Here is a 25,786-nt window from a genome sequence, read left to right as displayed (position 1 = left end):
TCAGTTTATATTAATGTAATAAGGTAATCGTGCTTGAATGGCAGATTGCTGGTTTAATGTTCTCAAGAAAGAGAATGGTTCGTAAAGATTGCCCAATCCAGCACGCAATTGTTCGTCAAGATAATTGCCAGTTGGTTCCATTTCCATGATTTGTTCAAACCATGAGGTTGGTTTGGGGTAACTTTGTGTGCAATAATCGTCGATTTGTGCCAATTGAGCAGCCTTTGCAACAGCTACATCTAAGCCTCCAAGTTGGTCGACTAATTTAATTTTCAGAGCGTCTTCGCCTGTATAAACATGCCCTTGTGCAAGGTTTTCAACTTGCTGAATGGTCATTTTTCTGCCTTGCGCTACACGATTTTTAAATGTGGCATAGCCTCTGTCGATGTAGGCTTGTATCATTCTCATTTCTTCAGGATTAAATGGTCGAACATTAGAACCGAATGCTGCGTTCTTGTTGGTTACCACTTGGTCAAATTTTAATCCTAATTTTTCTGTTGCCAAACCGCTATAATCAGGGAACATACCGAAGATTCCGATAGAACCCGTTATGGTTGTTGGCTCAGCAACAATCCAATTGGCTGGTGCAGACATGTAATATCCGCCCGATGCGGCATATCCGCCCATGCTCACAACAACAGGTTTTACTTTTTTAAGTTCCATAATTTGATGCCACATTTGCTCTGATGCGTAGGCTGAACCGCCACCAGAATTAATGCGAATAACGACTGCTTTGATGTCGTCATCGTTCATCATTTCCTCCAAATCGCTACATACTTGCTTTCCAGCTATCACATGATTGTTACCGAAAAGTCCTGCTATTTGGTTATCAACAATATCTCCGTAGGCATAATATATGGCAATTTTTTCATCATCAAGGTTTGTATCATCAATCTTCATGTCGGCAAGCGAAACTTGATTGATGTCGGCATCGGCTTCTTCGCCCAATAGTTGCTTCACTTCTTTCTTCACTTGGTCGGTGTAAAGGAGTTTATCTGCCATTTTATATTTGATGTAATCGGTTGGTGCGACGAAGGTTATCATGCTATCAGCATATTCGTTCAACTTTGCTACCGAAACTTTTCTGCTATTGCTCACCTCTTTTGTGATGTTATTCCATATACTTGTCAGGTAGGCAGTAGTCTGCGCTCTATCGCTATCGCTCATCTTTTCTTCTGTGAACGTCTCGGTTGCACTCTTGTAAGCTCCCACTTTTGAAACTTGCATCTTTATGCCAAACTTCCCAAGCATGTCTTTCAAATAAACACGTTGGGTGGCTAATCCGTGCCAATCTATCATGCCTTGCGGATTCAACCAAACCTTATCGGCCGCAGAAGCTAAATAATAAGCCCCTTGCGTGTAGCTATCTCCGTAGGCAACCACCCATTTACCGCTCTTTTTAAAGTCTAAAATAGCGTTACGGGCTTCTTGCAATGACGCATAAGAATTAGAAGAAAACAATCCTGCTTCTATGTAAATGCCTTTAATTTTATCATCATCTTTGGCTTCTTTGAGTCCTTTTATAAAATCATCAAGCCCAATTCCTTGCTGTACTTCGCCTCGTAATTGGCTGAATATATCTTCTTCCACTCGTTCGGTTAGCTGTCCTGAAAGATTAACCACCAACACCGAGTTGTCCTTTACTTCTGTTTTATCATCTGTTGTTGATAGCACCATTCCCACGATAGAAATGAACGCAAAGGCGATTGTTATTAATCCAAAAAGGAAAATACCAATGATTGTAGCTAAAACATGTTTTAAAAAGTCCTTCATATAATTAATGATTTTCTTACAATTTAAAGATAAAATGCTCGTCTAACAGCTTTTATTCTTACTCGACTTCACACCTTAATTATATGCAAAGATAAGAATAAAGGATTAATTAACCAAATTTCGGAATATTTCTTTCATCTTTGTAAGGTAATTTTACAAGTTTGTAAGAATCAGCATAATACGACACAAAACCTAAACCTATTGTTTTGAATGTCAAAATAGGCTCTTTTGCACGTCAAAATAGGCTGTTTTGAGCTTCAAAAGCTATTGTTTTTTAAAAGCTATACTGAAATCCTATTGATGCAAATTCTTTCAACTGCCAATAGCCATGGCTGTTGTCGCGTGTTACACCATCGTCGAAACGTGGATAAATGAAGATTTGCGCACCAATATATTTATTGAATTGGAATTTAAACGTATTCTCCCACTCCACTTCCATGCGCTTGTAGGTTGTATAAGCATACAAACGGCTTTTCCATGTCAATGCTTCCATGAGTTGCCACTTAAAGTCTATGGTCATTTCCGAACCATAATCGTGCTTTATATGCTTCCCTTTATCAATGCCAAGGCGTTCTGAAAGGTCGAGCAAACGAGTGTATTTTATATTGTAAGCCAAAGGCGCAAAATGAGCATTTCCCTTTAATTTATGGTTCAACCAATCAATGGTATAGTCCATACCGAGTGAGAGATTGAGGTTCAAAGGGGCTAAAATATCGGAGTATAACTTAGGGTCGTTGGAACGATGGGAATGGGTAAATTGTGTGTAACCTACGAATTGAACTGAATAATACCATTTTTTTGAGGCTTGCAACCCAAACTTTGAAGTCAAGCGAATGAGGTCATCGGTCGTCTTAAAACTATGCAATGAGTCGGATTTAGTACTTTGCAAACCGAATTTTAATTCCAAACGGTTGTCCCATTTCACCTTTTGCTTGTTGTTATAATTGGCTTCAAAAACAGTTGCTGCCAAGGCTGAATAGCTACTTTCACCGCCTTTATACCAATTATCAGAAAAGTAATTTTGCAAGAATTGCAAAGAATAGTCGCCTTTGTAAGTCCAAAACTTAGGCTTTCTAACCATCACTTGAATGGGTGAAAAGTCTGATTCAACAGGTGTTGGTGCTACTTTATCAACAATTTCGAATTCTTGTTGAATAGGCGTTTCCACATCTACGCTCGCCGCTTGCTTACCTCTCAGCTCTCTGTCTGTCGTCTTTACCAAAGAAGGACGATGTAAATAAATGTCTAACAAATGGTTAGCATAGGCATCATTGTCTTTAAGATTGAATGCGTTGTGTATTATATCTTGATGATAAGTAAGCGGTAAAAAGAGGCGTGCGCGCTGAAATTCGGTGGCAGCATCCGTCTTTTTATCTGCATTAATATTCAACATTATTCTTTCTTTTGCCAATGAAAGAGAGTCCGAATAGGCTCGTACAACGTCATAATCGGCTGATTTATAGCTACGTTCAAGTGTTTGTAATTCATTAACTTGGGCAAACGTAGCCATACTAAAACTCAATATCAATAAAACGAAGTAAATCTTGCGTGTCATACTAAAAAGTTTTCTGACTACAAACTTACATAAAAAATTGCAAACAAGCACAGATTATGGTAACAATTTGCAATTTTAACGGCTTTTACGTCCAAAATTCACGCGCTCCTGTGTCCTCCATTTCGCCGCTACATTGGGGGCATGTATGACCATTCCATTGCTTTATTTTGTCGGAACCGCAATTCAAGCAAATTCTACCGACCAATGTGCGGAACGAAGGAGCTGCATCGCCGATAACTCCGCCTACCACCAAGGGTTGCAACGAGTGGCATTCGGCACACGATACCATTTCAATGGTTTGCCCCATAAAGCCTTTGCCTTCATAAACATCGGCTTCATAAGCACAAGTTTTGCACTTAAATTTTCGGATATTGCCCATTTGCTTCCATCAAAAGTTACAAAAAAGGATTGCACATGTAGCTGTACAATCCTTTTTCCTATTTCGTAAACGATTATTTCAAGTTCAAAATGAACCAATCAGTGATTTGTCTAAAAAGGTGGTTGCGTGTGTTGCCACCATAAATACCATGATTGCGGTTGGTATAGAAGTTTTCTTTGAAATCTTTATCAGCCTGAATCAATGCTTCAGAATATTCGTATGCGTGTTGAATATGCACATTATCGTCGGCAATGCCGTGGCAAATCAAGAGTTTTCCATTCATATTCTTGACACGTTCAATTGGGTTTACCGCATAGCCTGAAGGGTTTTCTTGCGGGGTACGCATATAACGTTCGGTATAAACTGTGTCGTACCAACGCCAATTGGTAGGTGGTGCAACAGAAACACCCGCTTTAAATGCGTTACGTCCCTCGCTCAAACTCATCAAAGTGTTGAAACCACCAAAGCTCCAGCCCCAAATACCAATGTTTTCAGCATCAACGTATGGTTGTTTCTTTGCCCAAAGTGCAGCCTCAACTTGGTCTTTCGATTCTAAATCACCGAGTTTCAAGTAAGTACATTTCTCAAATTCAGAGCCACGCGCGCCTGTTCCACGTCCGTCTACAACTGCTACGATGAAGCCTTGTTGGGTCAAATAAGATTCGTAAATGCCACCTGCGCCCATTGCACCAACTGACCAACGGTCTACAACCTGTTGGCTACCAGGTCCACTGTATTGGAAAAATACGACTGGATATTTCTTATTAGGGTCAAAATTCTTAGGTTTCACCATGTAACCATTCAGTTCTACACCTTCAGAAGTGGTGAATTTAAAGAAATCACGAGTAGGCAAATCGTATTTTGCCATAGCTTTGATGAGTTTATTATTGTTCAAAACCTCGCGCACAACCTTACCTTTGTTGTTATAAATCGCAAAGGAATAAGGTGTATTTCGGTTGCTCCAATTGTTCAAAAAGTATTTGTAATCGCCTGAGAATACGGCACTATTCCAACCTGCTTGTGGTGTTAAACAAGTAACTTTGCCATTCTTGTCGGCTACATAAACCTCACGTTGCATTGGGGTTTTAGCTGCTGCTTGGAAATAAGTCTTACCTGTTTTTTCGTCAAAGCCGTAAACGTCAATCACGTCATACTTACCTTTTTCGATTTGGCGAATAAGTTTTCCGTCAATGGTATATAAATAAAGGTGCATAAAGCCGTCTCTATCAGAAGGGAAAAGGATATAATCGTCCATGATGCGAATGCCTTCCATGGCTTCTTCCTTCACATATTTGTTTGCATTTTCTTTGATAAGCAAACTGCATTCACCTGTCATTGGGTTGGCTTTGTAAAGGTTTAACACGTCTTGATGACGATTCATGGTGTAAATCACGATGCGGTCGGCAAACTTAGTAGACTTGATGCGTGGGATATATCCGTCAGCATCGAGTGGAAAACTGTAAGTTAAGGTCTTACCAGTCTCTAAAGCATAAGAAAGAACCGATACTTTTGAGTTGTCTTCGCCTGCTTTTGGATACTTATAAGAATAATCGCCAGGGTAAACTTCGTACTTCTTGAATGTTGGTTTTGCACCTTCAAACATCTGCAAAGAATAGGTTTTTACCTTTGATTCATCGTAGCGTATCCAACTTAAAGTCTTGCTATCAGCACCCCAAGCCAAGGCATTGTTAAAGCCAAATTCTTCTTCGTTCACCCAGTCAGGCAATCCGTTGATAATTTCGTTAAACTTTCCGTCGGTCGTAACTTGCTTTTCAGTCGTTCCGTCGGTAATAAACACGTTGTTTTGGCGTACAAAAGCAATGTATTTACCATTGGGTGAGAACGTTGGAATTTGTTGTGCGCCACCTGTTGAAAGCTTCTTCAACGACTTATCTTTCACATTATAAAGATAAAATTCTGCTGTAAAAGAGCGGCGATAAATGCGTTTTGTTTGAGTTTGGATAAGGATAAATTGCCCATTGTCCGAGATTTCGTAGCTTTCTATTTGCTTAATTTTCTCTCCATTGGTTTTGTTTACATCGAAAAGTACACCTGTTTCTTTGCCTGTAACGAAAGAAAAAGTTACAATTCGCTTCCAATCGTCAGAAATTTGAGCATAATCTGACGTTCCTTTCAATGGGTTAATGCCTGAAATTGTCTTTGCCGCAAAAACATTTGAAGTCATGTCTTTTAGCGTAATAGGCTCTCCTGCAAAAGCATACATCGCAGCTGTGAAGAACGCTGCACACATAAGTAGTATTTTTTTCATTGTTATTAAATTGATTTTCTGCAACAAAAGTACGAAAAAATAAGTATATTTGCAAAACAATGAAACAATACTATAATGATTTTGGTACTTGGATAAGAAAACAATTGCCTTTCAAAGTACAAAAAATATCGGTTGATGCAGGCTTTACTTGTCCCAATCGGGACGGGCGAATTGGTATGGGTGGCTGTATTTTTTGCGATAATAAGAGTTTCAATCCTGCCTATTGCAGTCGTCAAAAGAGTGTTACAGAGCAGTTGGAAGACGGAAAACAATTCTTTGCAAGAAAATATCCTGAGATGAAATACTTGGCTTATTTTCAAGCCTATACAAACACTTACGAGGCTGTAGACAAGTTAAAAGCACTCTACGAAGAGGCGTTGGCTGTGGAAGATGTGGTGGGTATTGTCATTGGCACACGTCCCGACTGTGTCAGTCCCGAACTGTTTGACTATTTGGAGGAATTGAACCAGCGCACTTTTCTTATTGTTGAATACGGTATTGAAAGTTGTAACGACGAAACTTTGCGCTACATCAATCGTGGACACGACTTCGCTTGCACACGCCGAGCCGTAGAAGAAACCGCTCGAAGGGGCATCTTTGTGGGTGGACATATCATCATGGGGTTGCCAGGAGAAGACGCTTCGGAAAGTTTAAGGCAAGCCCCTATCGTTTCATCGCTGCCACTAACGATGCTGAAAATACACCAAATGCAGATTATAAAGGGGACAAAACTTGCCAAACTCTATGCTGAACGCCCTTTCCACCTTTACACGGTTGAGGAATACATCGACCTCATTACGCAATACATTCAACTTTTAAGAAAAGATTTAGTACTCGAACGCTTCGTTACACAAAGTCCTTCCGATATGCTCATCGCTCCAAAATGGGGATTGAAGAATTACGAATTTACCAATTTGTTGAACAATAAATTGAAAGCGTTGTAAGGAAACAATGGTAAATCGGAGTATAAAACATTCGCAAATCGGTCGTAGGGGCGGAATTTATTCCGTTCCTCACAACAAATAAATCCTGCAAATTTTTTATCAATCTGGTCGTAGGGGCGGAATTTATTCCGTTCCTCACAACAAATAAATCCTGCTATTTTTTATCAATTTGGGCGTAGGGGCGGAATTTATTCCGTTCCTCACAACAAATAAATCCTGCTATTTTTTTATCAATTGGGTTATAGGGAGCGGATGTTCTGTCCGTTCCATTTAATCAAAAACGGTGTTTCCCATGTAATAATTACAAAATCTGGTGAGAGGAACGGAATAAATTCCGCCCCTACAACTTGTTATCGATTTCCAAAGAGCCTATATTGGCGTGCAAAATAGGCTGTTTTGAAGTGAAAAATAGGCACATTAAGCATTAGAACAAAATACTTAATAAGTCTAAAAGGTGCAAAAGGTAACAACAAACATACTACTCCATTTTAGTTACGACTGAAAAAATCGCCTAATAAATGGTGCGGTATAGCTTGTTTCGTTCTTGGCTACCTCGTCAGGTGTACCCGTTGCAACAACCATACCACCGCCACGACCGCCTTCTGGTCCCATATCAATGATATGGTCGGCAAGTTTTATGACATCAAGATTGTGTTCGATGATAATCACTGTATTGCCACGGTCTACTAACTTTTGCAATACGCCCATTAGCACACGAATATCCTCGAAGTGAAGACCTGTTGTGGGTTCGTCAAGAATGTAGAGAGTCTTACCCGTATCACGCTTCGAGAGTTCGGTAGCAAGTTTTACACGTTGGCTTTCGCCTCCCGATAAGGTAGTAGAACTTTGTCCTAACTTGATGTAACCTAAACCAACATCTTGTAAAGCCTTTATTTTCGGAAGAATTAAAGGTACGTTCTCGAAAAATTCAACTGCCATATTAACCGTCATATCCAACACATCGGCAATAGATTTCCCCTTGAAACGCACTTCAAGGGTTTCTCGGTTGTAACGTTTACCATGGCAAACCTCGCATGGAACCATTACATCGGGCAAGAAATTCATTTCTATGGTGCGATAGCCATTGCCACCGCAACCCTCACAACGCCCACCTTTTACGTTAAAAGAGAAACGACCTGGCTTGTAGCCACGTATTTTGGCTTCGGGAAGATTGACGAAAAGGTTGCGAATATCGGAAAACACACCTGTATAAGTGGCTGGATTGCTGCGTGGTGTGCGCCCTATCGGACTTTGGTCTACATTGACTACCTTGTCAATATGCTCTATTCCTTCTATTTTTTCGTAGGGCATAGGCGGTTTTTGCGAACGATAAAAATGTTGCGAGAGGATAGGTTGCAAGGTTTCGTTTACCAATGTACTCTTGCCAGAACCCGACACTCCCGTTACAACAAGGAGCTTTCCAAGAGGAAATTCTACATCTACATTTTTCAGATTATTGCCTTTGCAACCTTTCAACCATATAGATTTGCCATTTCCTTTGCGGCGTTCAGTAGGCATCTCAATGCTTTGCTCGCCATTGAGGTATTGCGCTGTGAGCGTGTGGGTCTTCATCATCTCGTCGTAAGTTCCTTGGAAGACAACTTCCCCACCCTTTCTGCCCGCCTTTGGACCAATATCGACAATCCAATCGGCAGCACGCATCATGTCTTCATCGTGTTCTACGACAATCACCGTGTTGCCAAGGTCGCGCAATTCGCGTAACGATTTTATCAATCGGTCGTTATCTCGTTGATGCAAACCGATAGAAGGTTCGTCAAGAATGTAAAGCACATTGACCAATTGCGAGCCAATTTGGGTTGCTAAACGTATGCGCTGACTTTCGCCACCCGATAGTGTTCCACTCTGTCGGTTCAATGAAAGATAGTCTAAACCTACGTCCAAAAGGAAGTTAATGCGCTTGCGAATTTCCTTTAATATTTCGGTTGCAATGTGTTTTTGCTTGTCCGAAAGATGTTCCTCTACGCTATCTATCCATGCTTTCAAGTCGGTAATATCCAAAGCCGACAATTCGGCAATGTTCTTATCCCATATTTTATACGACAAAGATTCACGATTGAGACGCTGCCCCTTACATTCAGGACATTCACGGTCGGCAATAAACTGGTCAGCCCATTTGCGTCCCGCTGCTGTTTCATCGTTTTCCATAACCGAACGAAGGTATTTTATCACACCATCGAACGATGCAAAATAATCAGAAGTAGTGTGTACAAGGTCTTTTGAAATGCGAACTTTCTCTAACGAGCCGTAAAGAATTTCGTCTAAAACCTCTTTGGGAATATCTTTTATAGGCGTCTTTAAGGTGCATTCACTCTTTTCAAGCAACGCAGCTATCTGCCAGAATATCATTTGGTTCTTGTATTTTCCCAAAGGAACTATCGCCCCTTCGTGAATGCTTAATGCCGTGTCGGGAATGACTTTGTTCAAATCTATTTCGCTCACTTTTCCCAATCCTTTGCAATGCGGACACGCACCTTCGGGAGAGTTGAACGAGAAAATATTGGGTGCTGGGTCTTTGTAAGCAATTCCTGTGATAGGGTCCATCAAACGTTTCGAGAAATATTTGGCTTCACCGCTCTCTTTTTCCACAATCATAATGAGCGAATCGCCTTGTTTCATAGCAACAGAAACAGTTTTGGCTAAGCGTTCTTTCAAAGTTTCATCATCGGCAGCCCCCAATTTTAACTTATCAATAACCACCTCAATATTATGATTCTTGTACCTATCGACCTTCATTCCTCGTGTTATTTCAAGAATTTCGCCGTCAATACGAATATAAAGGTAGCCTTTACGGCGCATTTGCTCGAACAATTCACGATAATGTCCCTTGCGATTTCTCACCAATGGGGCTAAAATATAAATTCCTTGATTGGCATAATCGGCAAGAATCATCTCTACGACTCGCTCTTCGGTATATTTTATCATGGCTTCGCCACTCATATAAGAGTAGGCAATACCCGCCCGAGCATAAAGTAAACGCAGATAATCGTAAATTTCTGTGGTCGTGCCAACCGTAGAACGTGGATTCTTGTTGGTTGTCTTTTGTTCGATAGAAATAACAGGCGAAAGTCCTGTAATCTTATCCACATCAGGGCGTTCCATACCGCCAAGGAAATTGCGAGCATAGGCTGAGAAAGTTTCAATATAACGTCTTTGACCTTCGGCGAAGATAGTATCAAACGCCAAAGAACTCTTTCCCGATCCCGATAATCCTGTAAAAACAATCAAGGAATTACGAGGCATCGTTACATCAACATTCTTTAAATTGTGTACTCTTGCCCCTAAAACTTCTATTTTATCGTTCATTCAATCTTTTTGTTAATCGTCTTGCAAATCAAATTAAGGTGGGTTCTAAAAATTAGCTTTGTTTTAATTTGCTTTTCTTTTTGTGAGCAAATTGTCAATGAGTAAGGGTGCATAGCGAGTTATGCAACCGCACGAATTGGCGATTTGAACCAAAAAGAAACCAAAGAAAAACAAAACGAAACCCATATATCCTAAGTATATTTCTTGCGGTGGTAATTTTTAGAACCCACCTTTAAGGTTGTGCGTTGGTCGTTTCTGTAAAATTGCGCAACAAATTAATATCCCGTTTGATATGAAAAATACGCCCATCGGCACCTTTTGCCTTTACATTCACAAAATAAACACCTTGCGCCACGTCTTTTCCATTAAACTTTCCGTCCCAACCACCAGCAGGGTCAGTCCATTCATAGAGCTTTTGTCCCCAACGATTAAAGACGATTGCACGAAATTCTACAATACTTTTAAATCCTTTTTTTGCCTTATAAACATCGTTAATACCATCTCCATTAGGCGAGAAAGCATTCGGCATAATCAATTCGCTTTCACTAATAGAAACAACAATGGGGTCGTAAATATTTACCGTATCAGCACCCAATATTTCATACAACTTTATTTGGAACGAACCAGCTTCCGTAAAAGTATATTGTGTATTGGCTTCGTAACGCACCAAAAAGGCTGTTTTTCGATTATTTTGATGAAAGAAATGCCATTCAAACTGCGTTCCAGCAGGATAATCAGCAGTAGGATTGGCAACAAAATCGACCGTTAAAGGAGCAGAACCAGAAAAACCTTGTGCAGAATTAATCGTTTCCGTATTGCCTTCTTCATTCGTGTATGTCCCGTATGGCTCGCACGATTGCGCAAAACCATTAGCAGCAAATAGAAATGCCACCAAAAACAAGGATATTTTATAAATTATTGACCTCATATTCTCTTATCTTTTACTTCTGTAAAGCCGCACATAAAATATCTAACCACCGATTAAATCGAGGCGACTTTTCTCTTATTCGAGCCAAACCTATTGCTTCAGCTAAACAAACACCATAAACAATTTTATTATAACCTTTGATAATGCGTTCTAACCGATGACTTGGCGAAGTTTCTACACTATTATTTATCATTTCAGGGTTATCAAAATCATTAAAAACAGACTCTAATTCATCTTTTCCAACTAACTCTTCAGCAGCTATTTGATTGTAAAATACTTCTTTATTATTAAAGAGTAATCCCTCAAATTCATGCAACTGAATATAAGGCATAAACCTGACACAAAGGTTTTCGTCTATATCATTTTTCATTGCCTCTTCAATGAAATCTAAACGCTTACATTTATCAACAATCTCTTGTGCTTTGTTCCATTGAGGAAACCTATGAGAAGCTTCTATTCCATAATAATCTATCAGCGTTGTAAGCAAAACATCTTTCTCACAACAAAGATATTTCTCTATTTCACTCTTTAAACTATCCCAATTAACAATGCCGCCATGCGATTTTTTGATAAGCGGTGCTTGCAAAGAAATGCCTATCTGAGAGAAAAAAGGTGCAAGCAAAACATTACAAAACTCCTGTTCAGTTTGCCCTTCACATATTATAATCAGTCGTTTCATAAGCATTGATTAGGCTGACCTCCTTCTATCATGTTACGTTTCCATAAATCGTCTATCGTATAATAATCGTCAAGCCAAACTTTTAAGTTTTGGGAACTCTGTCTACAAAATTTCGATTCTCCATTTACTTGGTCTACTGTTATAATATCTTCTGCCTCAAAATGACTAATTAAATCAGAAGACTGGGTAGCAACAATGACTTGACAATTTCGTTTTGATGCAGATTTTATCATTCCAGCCAATTTCGTAATAGCAAAAGGGTGCAACCCTAACTCTGGTTCATCAATAATAATAGTGTCAGGTAAGTTAGGTTGTAGAAAAAGAACGGACAAAGCAATAAAGCGTAATGTACCGTCAGAAAAGTCATTAGCACCATAAATAACATCACTAAACTTATCCCGCCATTGCAAACGCAATAATGACTCTTCATTTGGATAAAACTCAAAATCAGAAAAATATGGAGCTACAGATTGTATATTCTTAACAATTCTATTGTAAACGATTTTATTTTTTTCACGAATATAATATAAAAAAGCTGCAATATTTCGACCGTCAGCATAAAAATAAGCCGCATCGTTTTTTATACTACTATATTGCGTAAAAGGAGATTGCGAACTTGTATCATGAAAATGATATTTCCTAAATCCATTTAAATATTTGATAACATACTTTGCTCGGAAATTATCAGTCTGTTTTATTCTCGCTTCTTTGTCGCCTCCATTAATTTTTTTTGGATTACCTTGATAAATTAGATTTTCATTCAAAAAAATAAAGCCTTCATCACCTGCTTTTAAAGTCGCAGAATATCCATTTACACCTTCATTAAATTCTATATGAAAAGAAAGCTCATCGGTAATTTTCTTTCCACGAAATAAAATTTTATCCTCCCCACCTTTTAAGCCAACATAAATTGATAAGTTTTGATGATACAAATTATTAAGAAACTCGAAAAAAGAGACAAAATTACTTTTCCCACTTCCATTGGCTCCTATTAAAATATTTATCGGCTTAATGTCAAGTCGAACCGATTTCAATGACTTATAACCATTAATCTCAATATAATCCATAAAAAATATAATCTAAACTTTATCTTTAAAGAATGCTCGATGCGTTTACAAAAGTACTTATTTTTTTTAGATAAAAGCATCTTTTCATGCAAGAATTAAACAAATAGTTTGTATCTTTGCAATGTGATAAACTTAAAACGTTGAAATATGAAACTTTATTATAAATATTTTCTTTTTATATTCGTTTTAGCCTTCACTATCGAAGCTGCAGCGCAAACGACGATATGGAGAGATATTCATAAGGTTAAGAAAAAAGAAACCATCTTTGGCATTGCCAAAGACTATGGTGTCAGCATACAAGAGCTACTTGACGCAAATCCAGAAATGAAACAAGAGGGCTATGAACTCAAGAAAGGCTCATGGATTTTTGTTCCATTCGCAAAAGGAAACGACAAGAAAGCGGAAATAAAACCTACAACCATTACAACCAACACGCCAAAGCCGCAAAAATCTGTGGCTGCGCCTGTTTCAAATGTCATTAGAATAGGTGTTATGTTGCCTTTACACAACAACGATGGCGACGGCAAACGCATGGTGGAATATTACAGAGGTCTATTGTTGGCATTGGAACAAATGAAGGCAGAAGGTATCAATACGGACGTTCACGCATGGAATGTACCGATAGATGCTGATATTCGCACAACGCTTTCAGAGCAAAATGCAGCCAATTTAGATATTATTTTTGGTCCGCTTTATAGCAATCAAGTGAAGCATTTAGGGGATTTCTGTACGAAAAATGGCATTAAAATGGTCATTCCTTTCTCAATAGAATCAAAGGAAGCTAGCGTTAATCCAAATATTTTCCAAGTCTATCAAGACAACTTTCGCTTGAATCAAAAGGCGATAGCATGTTTCTTTGAACGTTTCCAAAAGACGCATCAACCCATCTTTATCAACTGTAACGACAATGATAGTCAGGTTGGAAACTTCACAAGCGAACTGAGAAAGAATCTGGAAAGAGCTAAAATCCCATACAAACTGACAAGTATCAATACGCCTCAGGTTGATTTTGCGAAGAATTTTAGCACATCAAAGCCCAACGTAATTGTCATAAATTCGGAGAAAAGTCCATATTTAAATAAGGTTTTCGCCAAATTAGATTCTTTGAAACGCACTAATCCAGGCATTGCCATTTCGATGTATGGTTACAACGAATGGTTTATGTACCAAGAATATAATTTAGCAAATTACTTTAAATACGGAGTTTACATTCCTTCGACCTACTATTATAATAAGGCAGCTCGGAAAACGGAAGCGTTGGAAAAGCTCTATCAAAGTAAGTTTGGCGAACCCATGCGCAACACTTACATTCCACGTTTTGCCATTATAGGCTACGACCAAGCACAATTCTTCGTTCGTGGATTAAAGAATAAAGGTAAGAATTTTAAAGGCAATAGCACCGATGTGAAATACGCTCCGCTGCAAACGCACTACAATTTTGAGCGGTATGGAAGTGGCGGATACATCAATAATCACTTCCAATTGGTGCACTTCAAAGCCGACCAAACGATGGAAAACTTAGTTTATTAGTTGAAAACAGCGGCAGAGAAAACACGAAAGACCTTCAAAGAAGGGTTGAAAAAGAATACTATAAAACATGCAGAAACAGATAATTACAGCATTATTATTGTTACTCTCGCTTGTAGCAAAGGCACAAGTGGGAGAGCATCGTAACGACCTTTCCATTGGTGGTAACGCTGGTTTTGTCATGTCGAATGTTGGTTTTGCGCCAAGAGTATCGCAAACTATGAAAAAAGGAATGACCTTTGGTGGTTCTGTACGCTATATTTGCGAAAAATATTTCAATACAATTTGTTCGATTTATGGCGAAATAAACTACACCGCCATGGGGTGGAACCAAGATATTCGCACAAAGACGGGCGAAAAAGTAATGAACCAAAACGGAGCAATAGAAGCCTATTCCCGCACATTGAATTACGTTCAAATCCCTGTTTTTGCTCATTTGGCTTGGGGAAAGGAAAGGAATGGCTTTAATTTCTTCGTACAAGCAGGGCCTCAAATCGGCTTTTTCGTGAGCGAAACAACGTCAAAGAACTATGAAACCCCAAATATAGCTACCGACGGGACAGGTCGTAGCAACACAATAGCCAATCAGGAAAACATGCCCGTAGAAAAGAAATTTGATTACGGCATCGCTGCTGGCTTGGGAACAGAGTATAGTAACGACCATATTGGTCATTTCCTTTTAGAAGCACGCTACTATTATGGATTGGGCAACATCTATGGGAACACGAAAAAAGACTATTTCGGAAAGTCAAATAATGGAAGTTTTCTTATCAAAGCGACCTACTTGTTTGACATTACCAAAAGTAAAAATAACAAATAAATCAATTAATAACAACTAAAATTTTAAAATTATGTTCGAAGGACAACCTAAAAGTCTTTATGCATTGGCATTAGCCAACACAGGAGAGCGATTTGGTTATTACACCATGATTGCAGTTTTTGCCCTTTTCCTTAGAGGAAATTTCGGTCTTGAAGCTGGAACAGCAGGAGCAATTTACAGTACTTTCCTCGGATTAGTCTACTTCTTACCACTCGTAGGTGGTATTTTGGCTGACAAGTTCGGTTATGGAAAGATGGTAACAACAGGTATCATGATTATGTTCATTGGTTATCTTTGCTTGGCACTTCCATTGGGAACCGGTGCTGTAGCGTTCACAAGTATGCTTGCTGCCCTACTTCTTATTTCTTTGGGAACAGGTCTTTTCAAAGGCAACTTGCAAGTAATGGTAGGTAACCTTTACGATGAAGCAGGCATGGCCGACAAGCGCGACTCTGGTTTCTCTATCTTCTACATGGCTATCAACATTGGTGCTTTGTTTGCTCCTACTGCTGCTGTAAAAATTCACGACTGGGCAGTAACTTCATTGCACATGAATCCTAATGCAGCTTATCACTTGGCATTTGCCGTAGCATGTGCTTCGTTGATTCTTTCTATCGCTATTTACTATGCTTTCCGCCCAGGATTTAAGCATTTGGAAGGTGGCGCAAAGAAGAAGGACGACAAGGCTGCCGCAGAAGTTGAAGAACTTTCTCCAGCAGAAACAAAAGAACGCATCGTTGCGCTTTGCCTTGTATTTGCCGTAGTTATTTTCTTCTGGATGGCTTTCCACCAAAATGGTCTTACTCTTACTTACTTTGCCGACGAGTTTGTACAACCTACTGCAGAAGGTGCTCAGAGTATGGTATTCGATGTAATCAACCTCTTCATGGTAATTATCATTGTTTACGCTGGTTTCGCTTTCTTTGGTGCTAAAACAGGAAAAGCTAAGGGCATTTCAGCTCTCGTTATCCTCGCAGCATTGGCTGTAATTGGCTACAAGTATGGTACAATTAACGGTGAAGTTCATGTTAGTGCGCCTATTTTCCAACAATTTAACCCATTCTATGTAGTTGCGCTTACTCCAATAAGTATGGCAATCTTCGGTGCTTTGGCTAAGAAGGGTAAAGAACCATCAGCTCCTCGTAAGATTGCTTACGGTATGTTGATTGCAGGTTGCGGTTTCGTGGTCATGTTATTGGCTTCTATGGGTCTTAACTCACCTGATGCTCAAAAGGTAGCAGCCGATGGTGCAAAGACTTTTGCATCTCCTAATTGGTTGATTGGTACTTACCTCGTGCTTACTTTCGGTGAGTTGTTGCTCAGCCCAATGGGTATTTCATTCGTTTCTAAGGTAGCTCCTCCTAAGTATAAGGGTGCTATGATGGGCGGTTGGTTCGTTGCAACTGCTTTGGGTAACTTCCTCGTAAGTGTTGGTGGCTTCCTTTGGGGTTCACTTCCATTGTGGGTTGTATGGAGCGTATTCATCGTTCTCTGTATCCTCTCTGCTATCTTCATGTTCTCAGTAATGGGCAAATTGGAGAAAGTAGCAAAATAAGAAATTTATAATAAGTAGTATATTTCGCTCCTCAGCCTTGCAAAAGGTTGGGGAGTTTTTATTTGCTATCATAAAAGGGATATTGTGGTGAAAAAGTAGATTCGTAGGGGCGTGATTTATCACGTTCCTCACAGAAAAATGCCCAATTCATTAATTCTTCAAAGGTTGTGAGGGACGTGATACGAGTTGTTGAGCTTGCGAAAAAATCACGCCCCTACGAAGCTACTTGTGCGGAACGGAATGAAATTCCGCCCCTACAACCGACTTGCTATATGCGGAACGGAGGAAACCTCCGCCCCTACGCCAATCTGCTAACGTTCCTCGCTGACCTGAAAACAATTTCTAATGAGCCCAAAAAAGGGGAAAACTATAAAGGTGGGTTCTAAAAATTACCACCGAAAGAAATATACTTAGGATATGGGTTTCGTTTTGTTTTTCTTTGGTTTCTTTTTGGTTCAAATCGCCAATTCGTGCGGTTGCATAGCTCGCTATGCGCCCTTACTCATTGACAATTTGCTCACAAAAAGAAAAGCAAATTAAAACAAAGCTAATTTTTAGAACCCACCTAAGGGGAAATACAAAAGAAAAAAGGAAGAAAGTTTATGGCAAACTTTCTTCCTTCTATAATATAATGTGTAATCTATTAGCCTTCGATAGCTGCTATGCCTGGGAGTACTTTGCCTTCGATAGCTTCGAGCATTGCGCCACCACCTGTAGAAACGTATGAAACCTTGTCAGCCAAACCAAATTTGTTTACTGCGGCTACTGAATCGCCACCACCAACGAGCGAGAATGCTCCGTTCTTTTGTGTAGCTTCGGCAACATATTTTGCGATTTCTCCTGTACCATGTGCAAAGTTATCGAGTTCGAACACGCCAACAGGACCGTTCCAAAGAATTGTTTTTGAGTCGAGAATAATCTTCTTCCATATTTCAAGACTTTCTGGAGCAGCGTCCATACCTTCCCAATCATCAGGAATTTGGTTGATTGGGAATTGCTTACGCTCTGCATCATTAGAAAATTCTTGCGCACAAATAGTAGCTACCGAAAGTGAAAGATTAACACCTTTTTCCTTTGCAGTCTTCATTACGCTCAATGCTTCAGGCATCAATTCGTCTTCGTGGAGCGACATTCCAATTTTGCCACCTTGTGCTTTGATGAAAGTATAGCCCATACCGCCACCAATAATGAGGTTGTCCACCTTATCCAACAAGTTCTTAATTACGCCCAATTTAGAGCTAACCTTTGAACCACCAATAATGGCTGTGAATGGGTGTTGCGCATTTTTCAAGACGCTATCGATAGCTGTAACTTCTTTTTCCATAAGGAAACCCAACATTTTGTGGTCGGCATCGAAGTTGTCAGCAATAACGGCTGTTGAAGCATGCTTGCGGTGAGCAGTTCCAAAAGCGTCGTTTACATAAACGTCAGCGTATGAAGCCAACTTTTTAGCAAACTCTGCCTGACGAGTTTTCATTTCTTTTTTAGCAGCATCATACTCTGGAGTACCCTTTTCTACGCCTACTGGCTTGCCTTCTTCTTCAGCATAAAAACGAAGATTTTCTAACAAAAGAGCCTCACCATTCTTCAATTCTGCTACTTCTGCCTCTGCTTTTCCTGCATCTTTAGCAAACTTTACAGGCACGCCCAACGCATCGCTCACGTTCTTAACAATCTGTTCCAATGAAAGTTCAGCCTTCACCTTGCCTTTTGGCTTACCCATGTGGCTCATCATAATGAGTGCGCCACCATCAGCAATCACTTTCTTCAAAGTTGGTAAGGCACCACGAATACGTGTGTCGTCTGTAACTTTACCATTTTCATCTAATGGCACATTGAAATCCACGCGGACAATTGCTTTCTGTCCAGCGAAGTTGAAATCGTTAATTTTCATCTCGTTTGATTTTTATTTTAATTATATTGAATACATTCTTAATACGGCAAATTTACTAAAAAATATCCTATCGGGAGAACAAAACGAAATCTTTTTTCGTAATTTTGCACTTGCTTATCAATATTGTTGAGGTGCGTCAAGTCGGTAGACAATAATGATAGCAAAGTGTAGACAATAATATTTTTAGCACAAAACATCATAAACAGAAAAAAATGAAAGATTCGATTATCATCGTAAGCGGTGGACTTGACTCCATTACCCTACTCCACCAAAAGGCCAACACCATAGCATTAGCCATTTCGTTCGACTACGGACAAAACCACGCCAGCAAAGAATTGCCTTTCGCTGCCTTACATTGCAAGCGTTTGGGCATTCGCCACATCGTCATACCTTTGCAATTCATGCACGAATATTTTAAAAGTTCGCTTTTAGAAGGGTCTGACAAAATTCCCGAAGGGCATTACGAAGAAGACAATATGAAATCGACCGTTGTGCCTTTTCGTAATGGAATCATGCTCGCCATTGCTGCGGGCATTGCCGAAAGTCATCATCTTAACCGCATTTACATTGCCAACCATGGTGGCGACCACACCATTTATCCCGATTGTCGCCCCGAATTTATTGACGCCATGACTGCTGCAACCCAAGCAGGAACGTTCAACAACACGCGCATAGAAGCCGCTTTCACCAACATCACCAAAGCCGATATTGTCAGCATTGGCACAAAATTAGGCATCGACTACGCTGAAACATGGAGTTGCTATAAAGACGGCAACCACCATTGTGGCAAATGTGGCACATGCGTTGAACGAAAAGAAGCCTTCCAACAAGCTGGGATTGACGACCCAACGGAGTATGAAGCCTAAGGAAATCTATCAAATTAGGAAAAAATAAGCAAGGAAACGGACAGCAAGTTGGCGTAGGGACGAACGATTTCGTTAAGCCACACGAAGCATACAAATGAGCAAAGCGAAATTTGTACATGCTCGTGGCGAGAAATAGAACCTTTCGAGCAATGATACTTTGTAGGGGCGTGATTTATCACGTTCCTCTCCGCAAATTTTAGTGTATTAGGAACGTGATACGAGTTGTTGAGCAAAGCGAAAAAATCACGCCCCTACAAAGTATCATAACTTGCCAGAAAGCAGCTATTTTGCACTCTAAAAGAGAACGATTTCGTTAAGCCAGACGAAGCATGCAAATGAGTGAAACGAAATTTGTACATGCTCGTGGCGAGAAATCGCACTTTGAAAAAGAACGTTTTTCGCCAGCTTGCTAATGCCCCCCATCTTAATTTATAAAAAGTGTCTATTTTTGTGCTTAAAATAGGCTCTTTTGCCTTTCAAAACCTATTGTTTTAAAAATCAAACAATCGTGCTACATATACGAGCATGACTTTTTCACAAGTTCAACCATTCGTTTCATGTTTCTAATAATAATAAAAAAAACGGCGAACTTCACAGTTCTCCGTTTCTAATACATTTTTTAGGCATTAGCCCATTAGGTTTATTAAGATTGTTTCAGGATAACGAGTGTAAAGGTAATGTATCTTTTTTGTACGAACAAACTTTTTAAAAGTAATTTCCAGCACTTAACATTTTTTAAAACCGCATGCAATAACACCGCAAAAAGTTGTTTTTTATTTCCCTATTACTATTTATTTCGTTTTTTAGTTTACATTATGTCAAGAAAAAGGCAAAAATAAAAAAAACGCACTCCCAACGTTAGCTATTGAAAGTGCGCATTTCCTAATAAATTTAAATACTATGAAACTACTCTTTATTCTATCCTTTTAAACAATCCCTTCTGCAATCTTGCTACCTAAAATTACCTTACTTATTGAAGTCCTCTAATTTAAGAAATCAATTTCACACTATCTGCCTCTCTTATGCTAACTTTATAGCCGAATAGTGTTCTTCTCAATCCTTATATACTTCCTGAATGCTTTCTTCTACCAAATATAACTATTCCCCATTTTGAGAATTTTGTAAATGATGACTTTTACATTTTATTATATAGCAAAGATATGAATTTATAATTAAACTTGCAAAAATAAAACGAATTTTATTGATAAAACTCCATAAAATTGATTTATATCAAGTCTAAATGAATAGTTATAAATTTATTATAAACAGCTTATAAAAAATATGCTTACCATGAATTTTCACCTTAATATATTATAGAAGCAAGGCAAGCAAGCTCCATGCAGAACGAACAGTTTCCCCTTGAAGTGTGGTTTTCAGTCGGTTTATATTTCATTTCTATAAAAAAACGATGTAAACCGCATGAACCGACTCAACTTATTTGTTTTAATGAAAATAAAGGGCTATCTTTGTTACGGATAATAAATTTAGATAATTATGGAAGGAATGATGAAAGAATTTAGTGAATTTACAGAAAAGTATTTGGCAGTCCATGTAACGGTCGTAGTAATTTTATCAGCATTCATTATTTACTGCCTTGTATAATGAAACCTAAAACATCGTTTTAATCCAAAAGATTTTCGTTCCATAACTCGGGACAAAAACTTTGCTTTTCATGACATCTGTAAAAACGAAAAGAATTGCCTGTCATTGTTGCCATCAACCATGACAGGCAACGATATGTATAAACTCGGCGTAGAGAAGTACAAGCAGTAAATTGAAGTTTTTTTGCGATTTTTCGGACAAGTCGGACAAGTCGGACGAGTCAGACTCGTCCGACTTTGTTCAAACGATTTGTGCTAAATTCAATTATTTTCTTACTTTACCACAAACTTTATGGTATTCATGCCGTTGGCTTTCATGATGTAAACACCTGCTGGTAAGGTGATGTTAGCGGTTTCGCCTGCTGTCATATTTACATTTTTAGCCACACGACCTTGTACATCGTAGATGCTAACCATAGCGGTTTTGCTTGAAATCAAAGTGATTTCGCTACCATGTTGAACCATTTCAATGCCTTGTTCGTTGCCGTTGATGTCGGCAATTCCATTTGCAACCTTCATCATTGTGATAGGTTTTGTTCTGTAATCTACTCCGTTTGACGACAAATCAGGGAAAGCATTGGTTTGCATGCTGCAATAAATATCGGCTTGTTCAGGAAGTTTGAAGGTGAATTTACCATCGGCTTCGTCATAGCAAAGTCCCTTAACAATAGGAATTCCCGTTTCGTCTTTGTTGAGCCAAATGTAAGTTGTTGGCTGTGGTGTATCGCAAACACCCTTCAAATTGTTGAAGACTGACAAGTCTACCACGTTCTTTTTAATGTATTCAGGAAGAATAGTATACGAGTTTTGTGGCGCATAAACATACGTTTCTATCGTTTTCTTTTCAGGCAAAGAATACATTGGTATGCTATTGTTGCCGCAATTCATTTCTTTCAACAGGGCATAGGTGTCGGGCATCGTAAATGTATAAATATTATTAAACGACAGATTTACTTTTACAAGTTTGTTCATCTTGCTTAAATTGACTGCTTGCAACTGGTTGCGACTCAAATTCAGTTCTTCCATATTGACAAATCCGTCCAAAGCAATGGTTTTCAATTGGTTTCCTTCCAAAGACAATTGCTTTAAAGTGGCTGTTTGTGGCAACTTCACTTCTGTGGCAAAACAACTATTTGCAGTAAGTGCCTCAAGCTGCTTGAACATAGAAACATCGATGGCATTTTGGCGGTTGCTGCTTAGCACGATGCGCTTTACAGGACTTTCAACATTGCCTGCTTGGAAAGCGAGGAAACCGCTCAATTCAGGGAATTGAAGCAAGTCTAAATCGGCACATTGTATTTGTACCAAATGTTTCTTATCTACCTGAGCATCAATGAAGTTGTGTTTTACAACAGACTCTGTTTTATTCAACTTCAACTCTTGGATTACACCGTCGCCCCAGTTAATCATACAAGGCGAATTGTCGGTAAGACTTGACAAGGTAAGATTGAAAGTTAAGTTCTCGGTGGTAAATTTGTCGGTCAAGAAAGCAGCATGAACTTGTTCCAACTGCTTTGCTTTTCCTTCCAATTTGATAGGCATAATGCCATAACGGTCGTTGATATTATCAAGTCTTGGCAAGGCTGAGTTGCTTACAACGCAATAAATTTCAGTATCAAACGGCTCGTTAAAGGTAAACACACCATTTTCTTCCTTATACGTTGAAGGGTCGATGAGCATATTAAAGTCGCCGTCATTACCATGATTATTGAAACGATACCACTTGAAAGTAGACGTTGTACCATTGTATTGGAGGAAGTCTGTAAGGTCTACTGTCAGCCCATTTATTTTTTCTTTCTCCAAATAAACAGGGCGCATAGGACCATAAACGTATTTATACGACTTCTTTGCGGGGAATTCAGCCAATGTCAATCGGTTTAAATTGAACGTTAAATAGATTGCACTCTCGGGCAATTTCAGGTCTTCAATGTTATTGGCATTGCAAGTTACATCGGTAAGTTTAGGACAAGCTGAAAGGTCTAAGGTCTTCAAATCGCTGTTGGCACATGAAAATTTAACCAATTCATTGCAATCTTTGAGCGTTAATTCTGAAACCTTTTTATTGCTTATGACCATAAATTCAACAATAGGACCGCCCCAAATCTTTACATGATGCACTGGATTTGTAGCCATATCGGCAAAATTATAGTAAATATAGTCACCATAACCAGAGCCTTTTTTTGTCTGAATTTCAGTTCCGTCGCCAAAGTCGATATAGTATTTTGTACCTGACGGTGCCTTAATTCTCATAGCAAACTGTTCGGTAGATGTGGAACTGGTTACATACGATGTTGTCAAATTGATTTCGTCGGCATAGGTTTGCGTACAAATTCCTAAAAAGGATAATAATAAAAGTAAACTAAAAAGATTGTATAGACTTTTCTTCATTTTGATAAAAGATTTGTTAATAAATTGTTTGTGATGGCGCAAATATAAATAAAATACGCAAAATAACCAATACTTTGTAATTATTATTGCAACTTTATTATACAATTCGTGCTATTTTCGAATAAAAATAAATGTTTTATAAATAAAAGAATGGATAGCCATAACGACTCATCGCAGCTATCTTGAAGAAAGAAAAAGGATAGTTGAGTGGGCGTTTCTGCGTGTTTTTTAGGACAATGATACTTGTTGGGACAGACCATTATGCCTGTTGGGCGAACAATGATACTTATTGGGTGGACGATTTAAGGCTTATAAATGTAGTTTCCGTCCATTGAAATTTCTTCCTCGTCGAGCATTTCAGCAAGCACTTTGTCGAGTTTTTCGTCATTAGTGGTAGTGGATTGAGGTTCAAAGGCTTTCAATTCGGTGATGTGATGCTTATTATTGTCAGCCAATAGACCGAGTATCGCCTTGCGAAGTTCTTTGTTTAACGCTTTCTCTTCCTTTTTATGTGCCAAACAAACATCGCAAACGCCACAATTATCTGACTTCTCTTCGCCAAAATAACGAAGGAGTTGGCGACTGCGACAGGTGTAGTCGGTTTGCAAATAAGAAATCATTGAGGCTATTCGTTCCTCAAATTTTTCTTTCCTTTCTTCATAAACATCGGGCGAAAGAAGCAATTCAGCACCATCAACCCTATCCCTTAAATAGGTAATAAGAGGAATATTTTTACGAGGAATAAACTTGATGATGCGCTTTCGGCTCAACTCTTTCAGCGTTTGATAGGTCGTATTTCTATCCAACCCAGCTCGCTCGGCAATATAAGACTCGTCAATGAAACAATAATCAACAAACAATCCGCCGTAAATGCGCAACAATTGGGTGATAACATCGTTCTCTGCTTTCGATTGTTCGCCCAATTTATAGAGTTCGTTTCTACTTAAAATAAACTTCACACGCGCCTTGTTGTCAGGGTCAGGGTCGTAGTTTATATAGCCAGCACGGGTTAAAATTTGCAACGCAGCATTGACATAAATCGGGAAATGACCATAGGTTATGCAGAATTTATCAATGGGTAATTCAAAGGTTGCACCATATCCGCTACCCACACCTATCTGATAAAAGTAAGCCAATTGGTTGTAAATCTCTGTTATTGTCTCCTTTGGCGGAAAGGTTTCCCCTACCCTTTTCCTCAATTTTTGCTCGTCTGTATCTTTCGTATAAAGCATAATGGCATACGATTTTTCGCCATCACGACCCGCACGACCCGCCTCTTGGAAGTAGGCTTCAATAGAATTGGGAGGGTCAAGGTGGATAACGATGCGCACATTAGCCTTGTCAATTCCCATTCCGAAGGCGTTGGTTGCCACCATAACACGCACTTTATCGGCTTGCCAATCATTCTGCCGAGTTTCTTTAACGGTGTATTCCAACCCAGCATGATACCAAGTAGCCGAAATATTGTTGGCTAATAAATATTGAGCAGCCTCTTTTGTTCTTCGTCTACTTCTGCAATAGACTATCGCACAGCCCTGTACCGACTGAAGAATGTGTACCATTTCTTCAAATTTATCTTGCGCATTGCGTTTGACATAAGCCAAATTGCTGCGTGCAAAACTCATTTGAAAAGTATTTTCTTGCGCGAAACCCAACCGCTTTTGAATATCTTTTACCACCTTAGGGGTAGCAGTTGCAGTGAGCGCAAGGACGGGAACATTGGGCAATAACGCCCGAATTTTAATGATTTCCAAATAAGAAGGACGGAAATTATAGCCCCATTGGCTAATGCAATGAGCCTCATCTACGGTGATGAAACTCACTTTTATATGCTTCAATTTGGCTTGAAAGAGTTCGGAACTTAGTCGTTCTGGCGAAACATATAGTAGCTTTATGCCGCCAAAAATGCAATTTTCAAGCGTTGAAATAATCTCGTGTTGCTGCATTCCCGAAAAGATAGCAGCAGCTTTTATGTGTCGTCGCTGTAAATTGTCTACTTGGTCTTTCATCAAAGAAATCAAAGGCGTGATGACAATGCACACCCCTTCCTTTGCCAAAGCAGGCACTTGGAAAGTAATGGACTTGCCTCCTCCTGTTGGCATCAATCCTAATGTGTCCCTTCCCGACCCAATACTTTCGACAAGTTCGCTTTGAATGCCACGAAAATTAGGGTATCCCCAATATTTTTGTAGAATTTCTTTGTAGGTCATAACCATT

General features: G+C 39.2%; 16 protein-coding genes. 5 read left to right on the top strand and 11 right to left on the bottom strand.

The window, feature by feature from the left end; all coding sequences use genetic code 11:
• The 4 genes from sppA to DYI03_RS12715 form a co-directional block, all read right to left on the bottom strand.
• A complete protein-coding gene (gene sppA / locus DYI03_RS12730) occupies window positions 1–1,773 on the bottom strand; it encodes a signal peptide peptidase SppA (RefSeq protein ID WP_021669291.1) in 1,773 nt (590 codons plus the stop codon).
• A 274-nt stretch (window positions 1,774–2,047) separates the two neighbouring features.
• Window positions 2,048–3,328 carry a DUF3078 domain-containing protein gene (locus DYI03_RS12725; RefSeq protein WP_036870256.1) on the bottom strand — a complete coding sequence of 427 codons (1,281 nt, stop codon included), beginning with the start codon at window positions 3,326–3,328 and terminating at the stop codon, window positions 2,048–2,050.
• An 85-nt stretch (window positions 3,329–3,413) separates the two neighbouring features.
• Entirely contained in the window at window positions 3,414–3,707 is a 294-nt protein-coding gene (locus DYI03_RS12720; protein ID WP_021669289.1) for a hypothetical protein, read from the bottom strand.
• Between the two features lie 73 nt (window positions 3,708–3,780).
• Complete coding sequence (locus DYI03_RS12715; RefSeq protein WP_021669288.1) at window positions 3,781–5,976, bottom strand: S9 family peptidase; 2,196 nt, start codon at window positions 5,974–5,976, stop codon at window positions 3,781–3,783.
• Between the two features lie 59 nt (window positions 5,977–6,035).
• Here DYI03_RS12715 and DYI03_RS12710 point away from each other — a divergent pair, with 59 nt between their 5' ends.
• A complete protein-coding gene (locus DYI03_RS12710) occupies window positions 6,036–6,920 on the top strand; it encodes a TIGR01212 family radical SAM protein (RefSeq protein ID WP_004356449.1) in 885 nt (294 codons plus the stop codon).
• A gap of 492 nt (window positions 6,921–7,412) precedes the next feature.
• Here the strand turns inward: DYI03_RS12710 and uvrA are convergent, their stop codons facing one another.
• From uvrA to DYI03_RS12690, 4 genes are all read right to left on the bottom strand, one after another.
• Window positions 7,413–10,244, bottom strand: a complete 2,832-nt coding sequence (gene uvrA, locus DYI03_RS12705; protein WP_021669839.1) for an excinuclease ABC subunit UvrA — start codon at window positions 10,242–10,244, stop codon at window positions 7,413–7,415.
• A 232-nt stretch (window positions 10,245–10,476) separates the two neighbouring features.
• A complete protein-coding gene (locus DYI03_RS12700) occupies window positions 10,477–11,172 on the bottom strand; it encodes a gliding motility-associated C-terminal domain-containing protein (RefSeq protein WP_021669099.1) in 696 nt (231 codons plus the stop codon).
• A gap of 13 nt (window positions 11,173–11,185) precedes the next feature.
• Entirely contained in the window at window positions 11,186–11,851 is a 666-nt protein-coding gene (locus tag DYI03_RS12695) for a DUF4276 family protein (protein WP_004356482.1), read from the bottom strand.
• Window positions 11,848–12,918 (bottom strand): AAA family ATPase, encoded by a 1,071-nt coding sequence (locus tag DYI03_RS12690; protein WP_021669101.1) that lies wholly within the window; start codon window positions 12,916–12,918, stop codon window positions 11,848–11,850. The genes DYI03_RS12695 and DYI03_RS12690 overlap by 4 nt, the downstream gene beginning before the upstream one ends.
• Window positions 12,919–13,065: 147 nt before the next feature.
• On the opposite strand from DYI03_RS12690, the gene DYI03_RS12685 reads away from it, so the two are divergent.
• From DYI03_RS12685 to DYI03_RS12675, 3 genes are all read left to right on the top strand, one after another.
• Window positions 13,066–14,448: a PBP1 and LysM peptidoglycan-binding domain-containing protein gene (locus tag DYI03_RS12685; RefSeq protein WP_004356496.1), complete on the top strand. Its 1,383-nt coding sequence runs from the start codon at window positions 13,066–13,068 to the stop codon at window positions 14,446–14,448.
• A gap of 67 nt (window positions 14,449–14,515) precedes the next feature.
• A complete protein-coding gene (locus tag DYI03_RS12680) occupies window positions 14,516–15,265 on the top strand; it encodes a porin family protein (protein WP_004356478.1) in 750 nt (249 codons plus the stop codon).
• Window positions 15,266–15,296: 31 nt separating this feature from the next.
• Window positions 15,297–16,820: a peptide MFS transporter gene (locus tag DYI03_RS12675; protein WP_021669102.1), complete on the top strand. Its 1,524-nt coding sequence runs from the start codon at window positions 15,297–15,299 to the stop codon at window positions 16,818–16,820.
• 643 nt (window positions 16,821–17,463) lie between these two features.
• Here DYI03_RS12675 and DYI03_RS12670 read toward each other — a convergent pair.
• Entirely contained in the window at window positions 17,464–18,714 is a 1,251-nt protein-coding gene (locus DYI03_RS12670) for a phosphoglycerate kinase (RefSeq protein WP_021668178.1), read from the bottom strand.
• Between the two features lie 212 nt (window positions 18,715–18,926).
• Here DYI03_RS12670 and queC point away from each other — a divergent pair, with 212 nt between their 5' ends.
• Window positions 18,927–19,580 carry a 7-cyano-7-deazaguanine synthase QueC gene (queC, locus tag DYI03_RS12665; protein ID WP_021668176.1) on the top strand — a complete coding sequence of 218 codons (654 nt, stop codon included), beginning with the start codon at window positions 18,927–18,929 and terminating at the stop codon, window positions 19,578–19,580.
• Window positions 19,581–21,454: 1,874 nt separating this feature from the next.
• Here the strand turns inward: queC and DYI03_RS12660 are convergent.
• Window positions 21,455–23,569: a T9SS type A sorting domain-containing protein gene (locus DYI03_RS12660; RefSeq protein WP_025064517.1), complete on the bottom strand. Its 2,115-nt coding sequence runs from the start codon at window positions 23,567–23,569 to the stop codon at window positions 21,455–21,457.
• Window positions 23,570–23,871: 302 nt separating this feature from the next.
• Window positions 23,872–25,779, bottom strand: a complete 1,908-nt coding sequence (locus tag DYI03_RS12655; protein WP_025064516.1) for a RecQ family ATP-dependent DNA helicase — start codon at window positions 25,777–25,779, stop codon at window positions 23,872–23,874.
• Window positions 25,780–25,786 lie beyond the last annotated feature (7 nt).

Source organism: Prevotella disiens (genome assembly GCF_900454955.1).
Classification (GTDB): domain Bacteria; phylum Bacteroidota; class Bacteroidia; order Bacteroidales; family Bacteroidaceae; genus Prevotella; species Prevotella disiens.
Note: the sequence above shows the minus strand (reverse complement) of the source record. Positions and strands in the feature narration are given on the sequence as shown.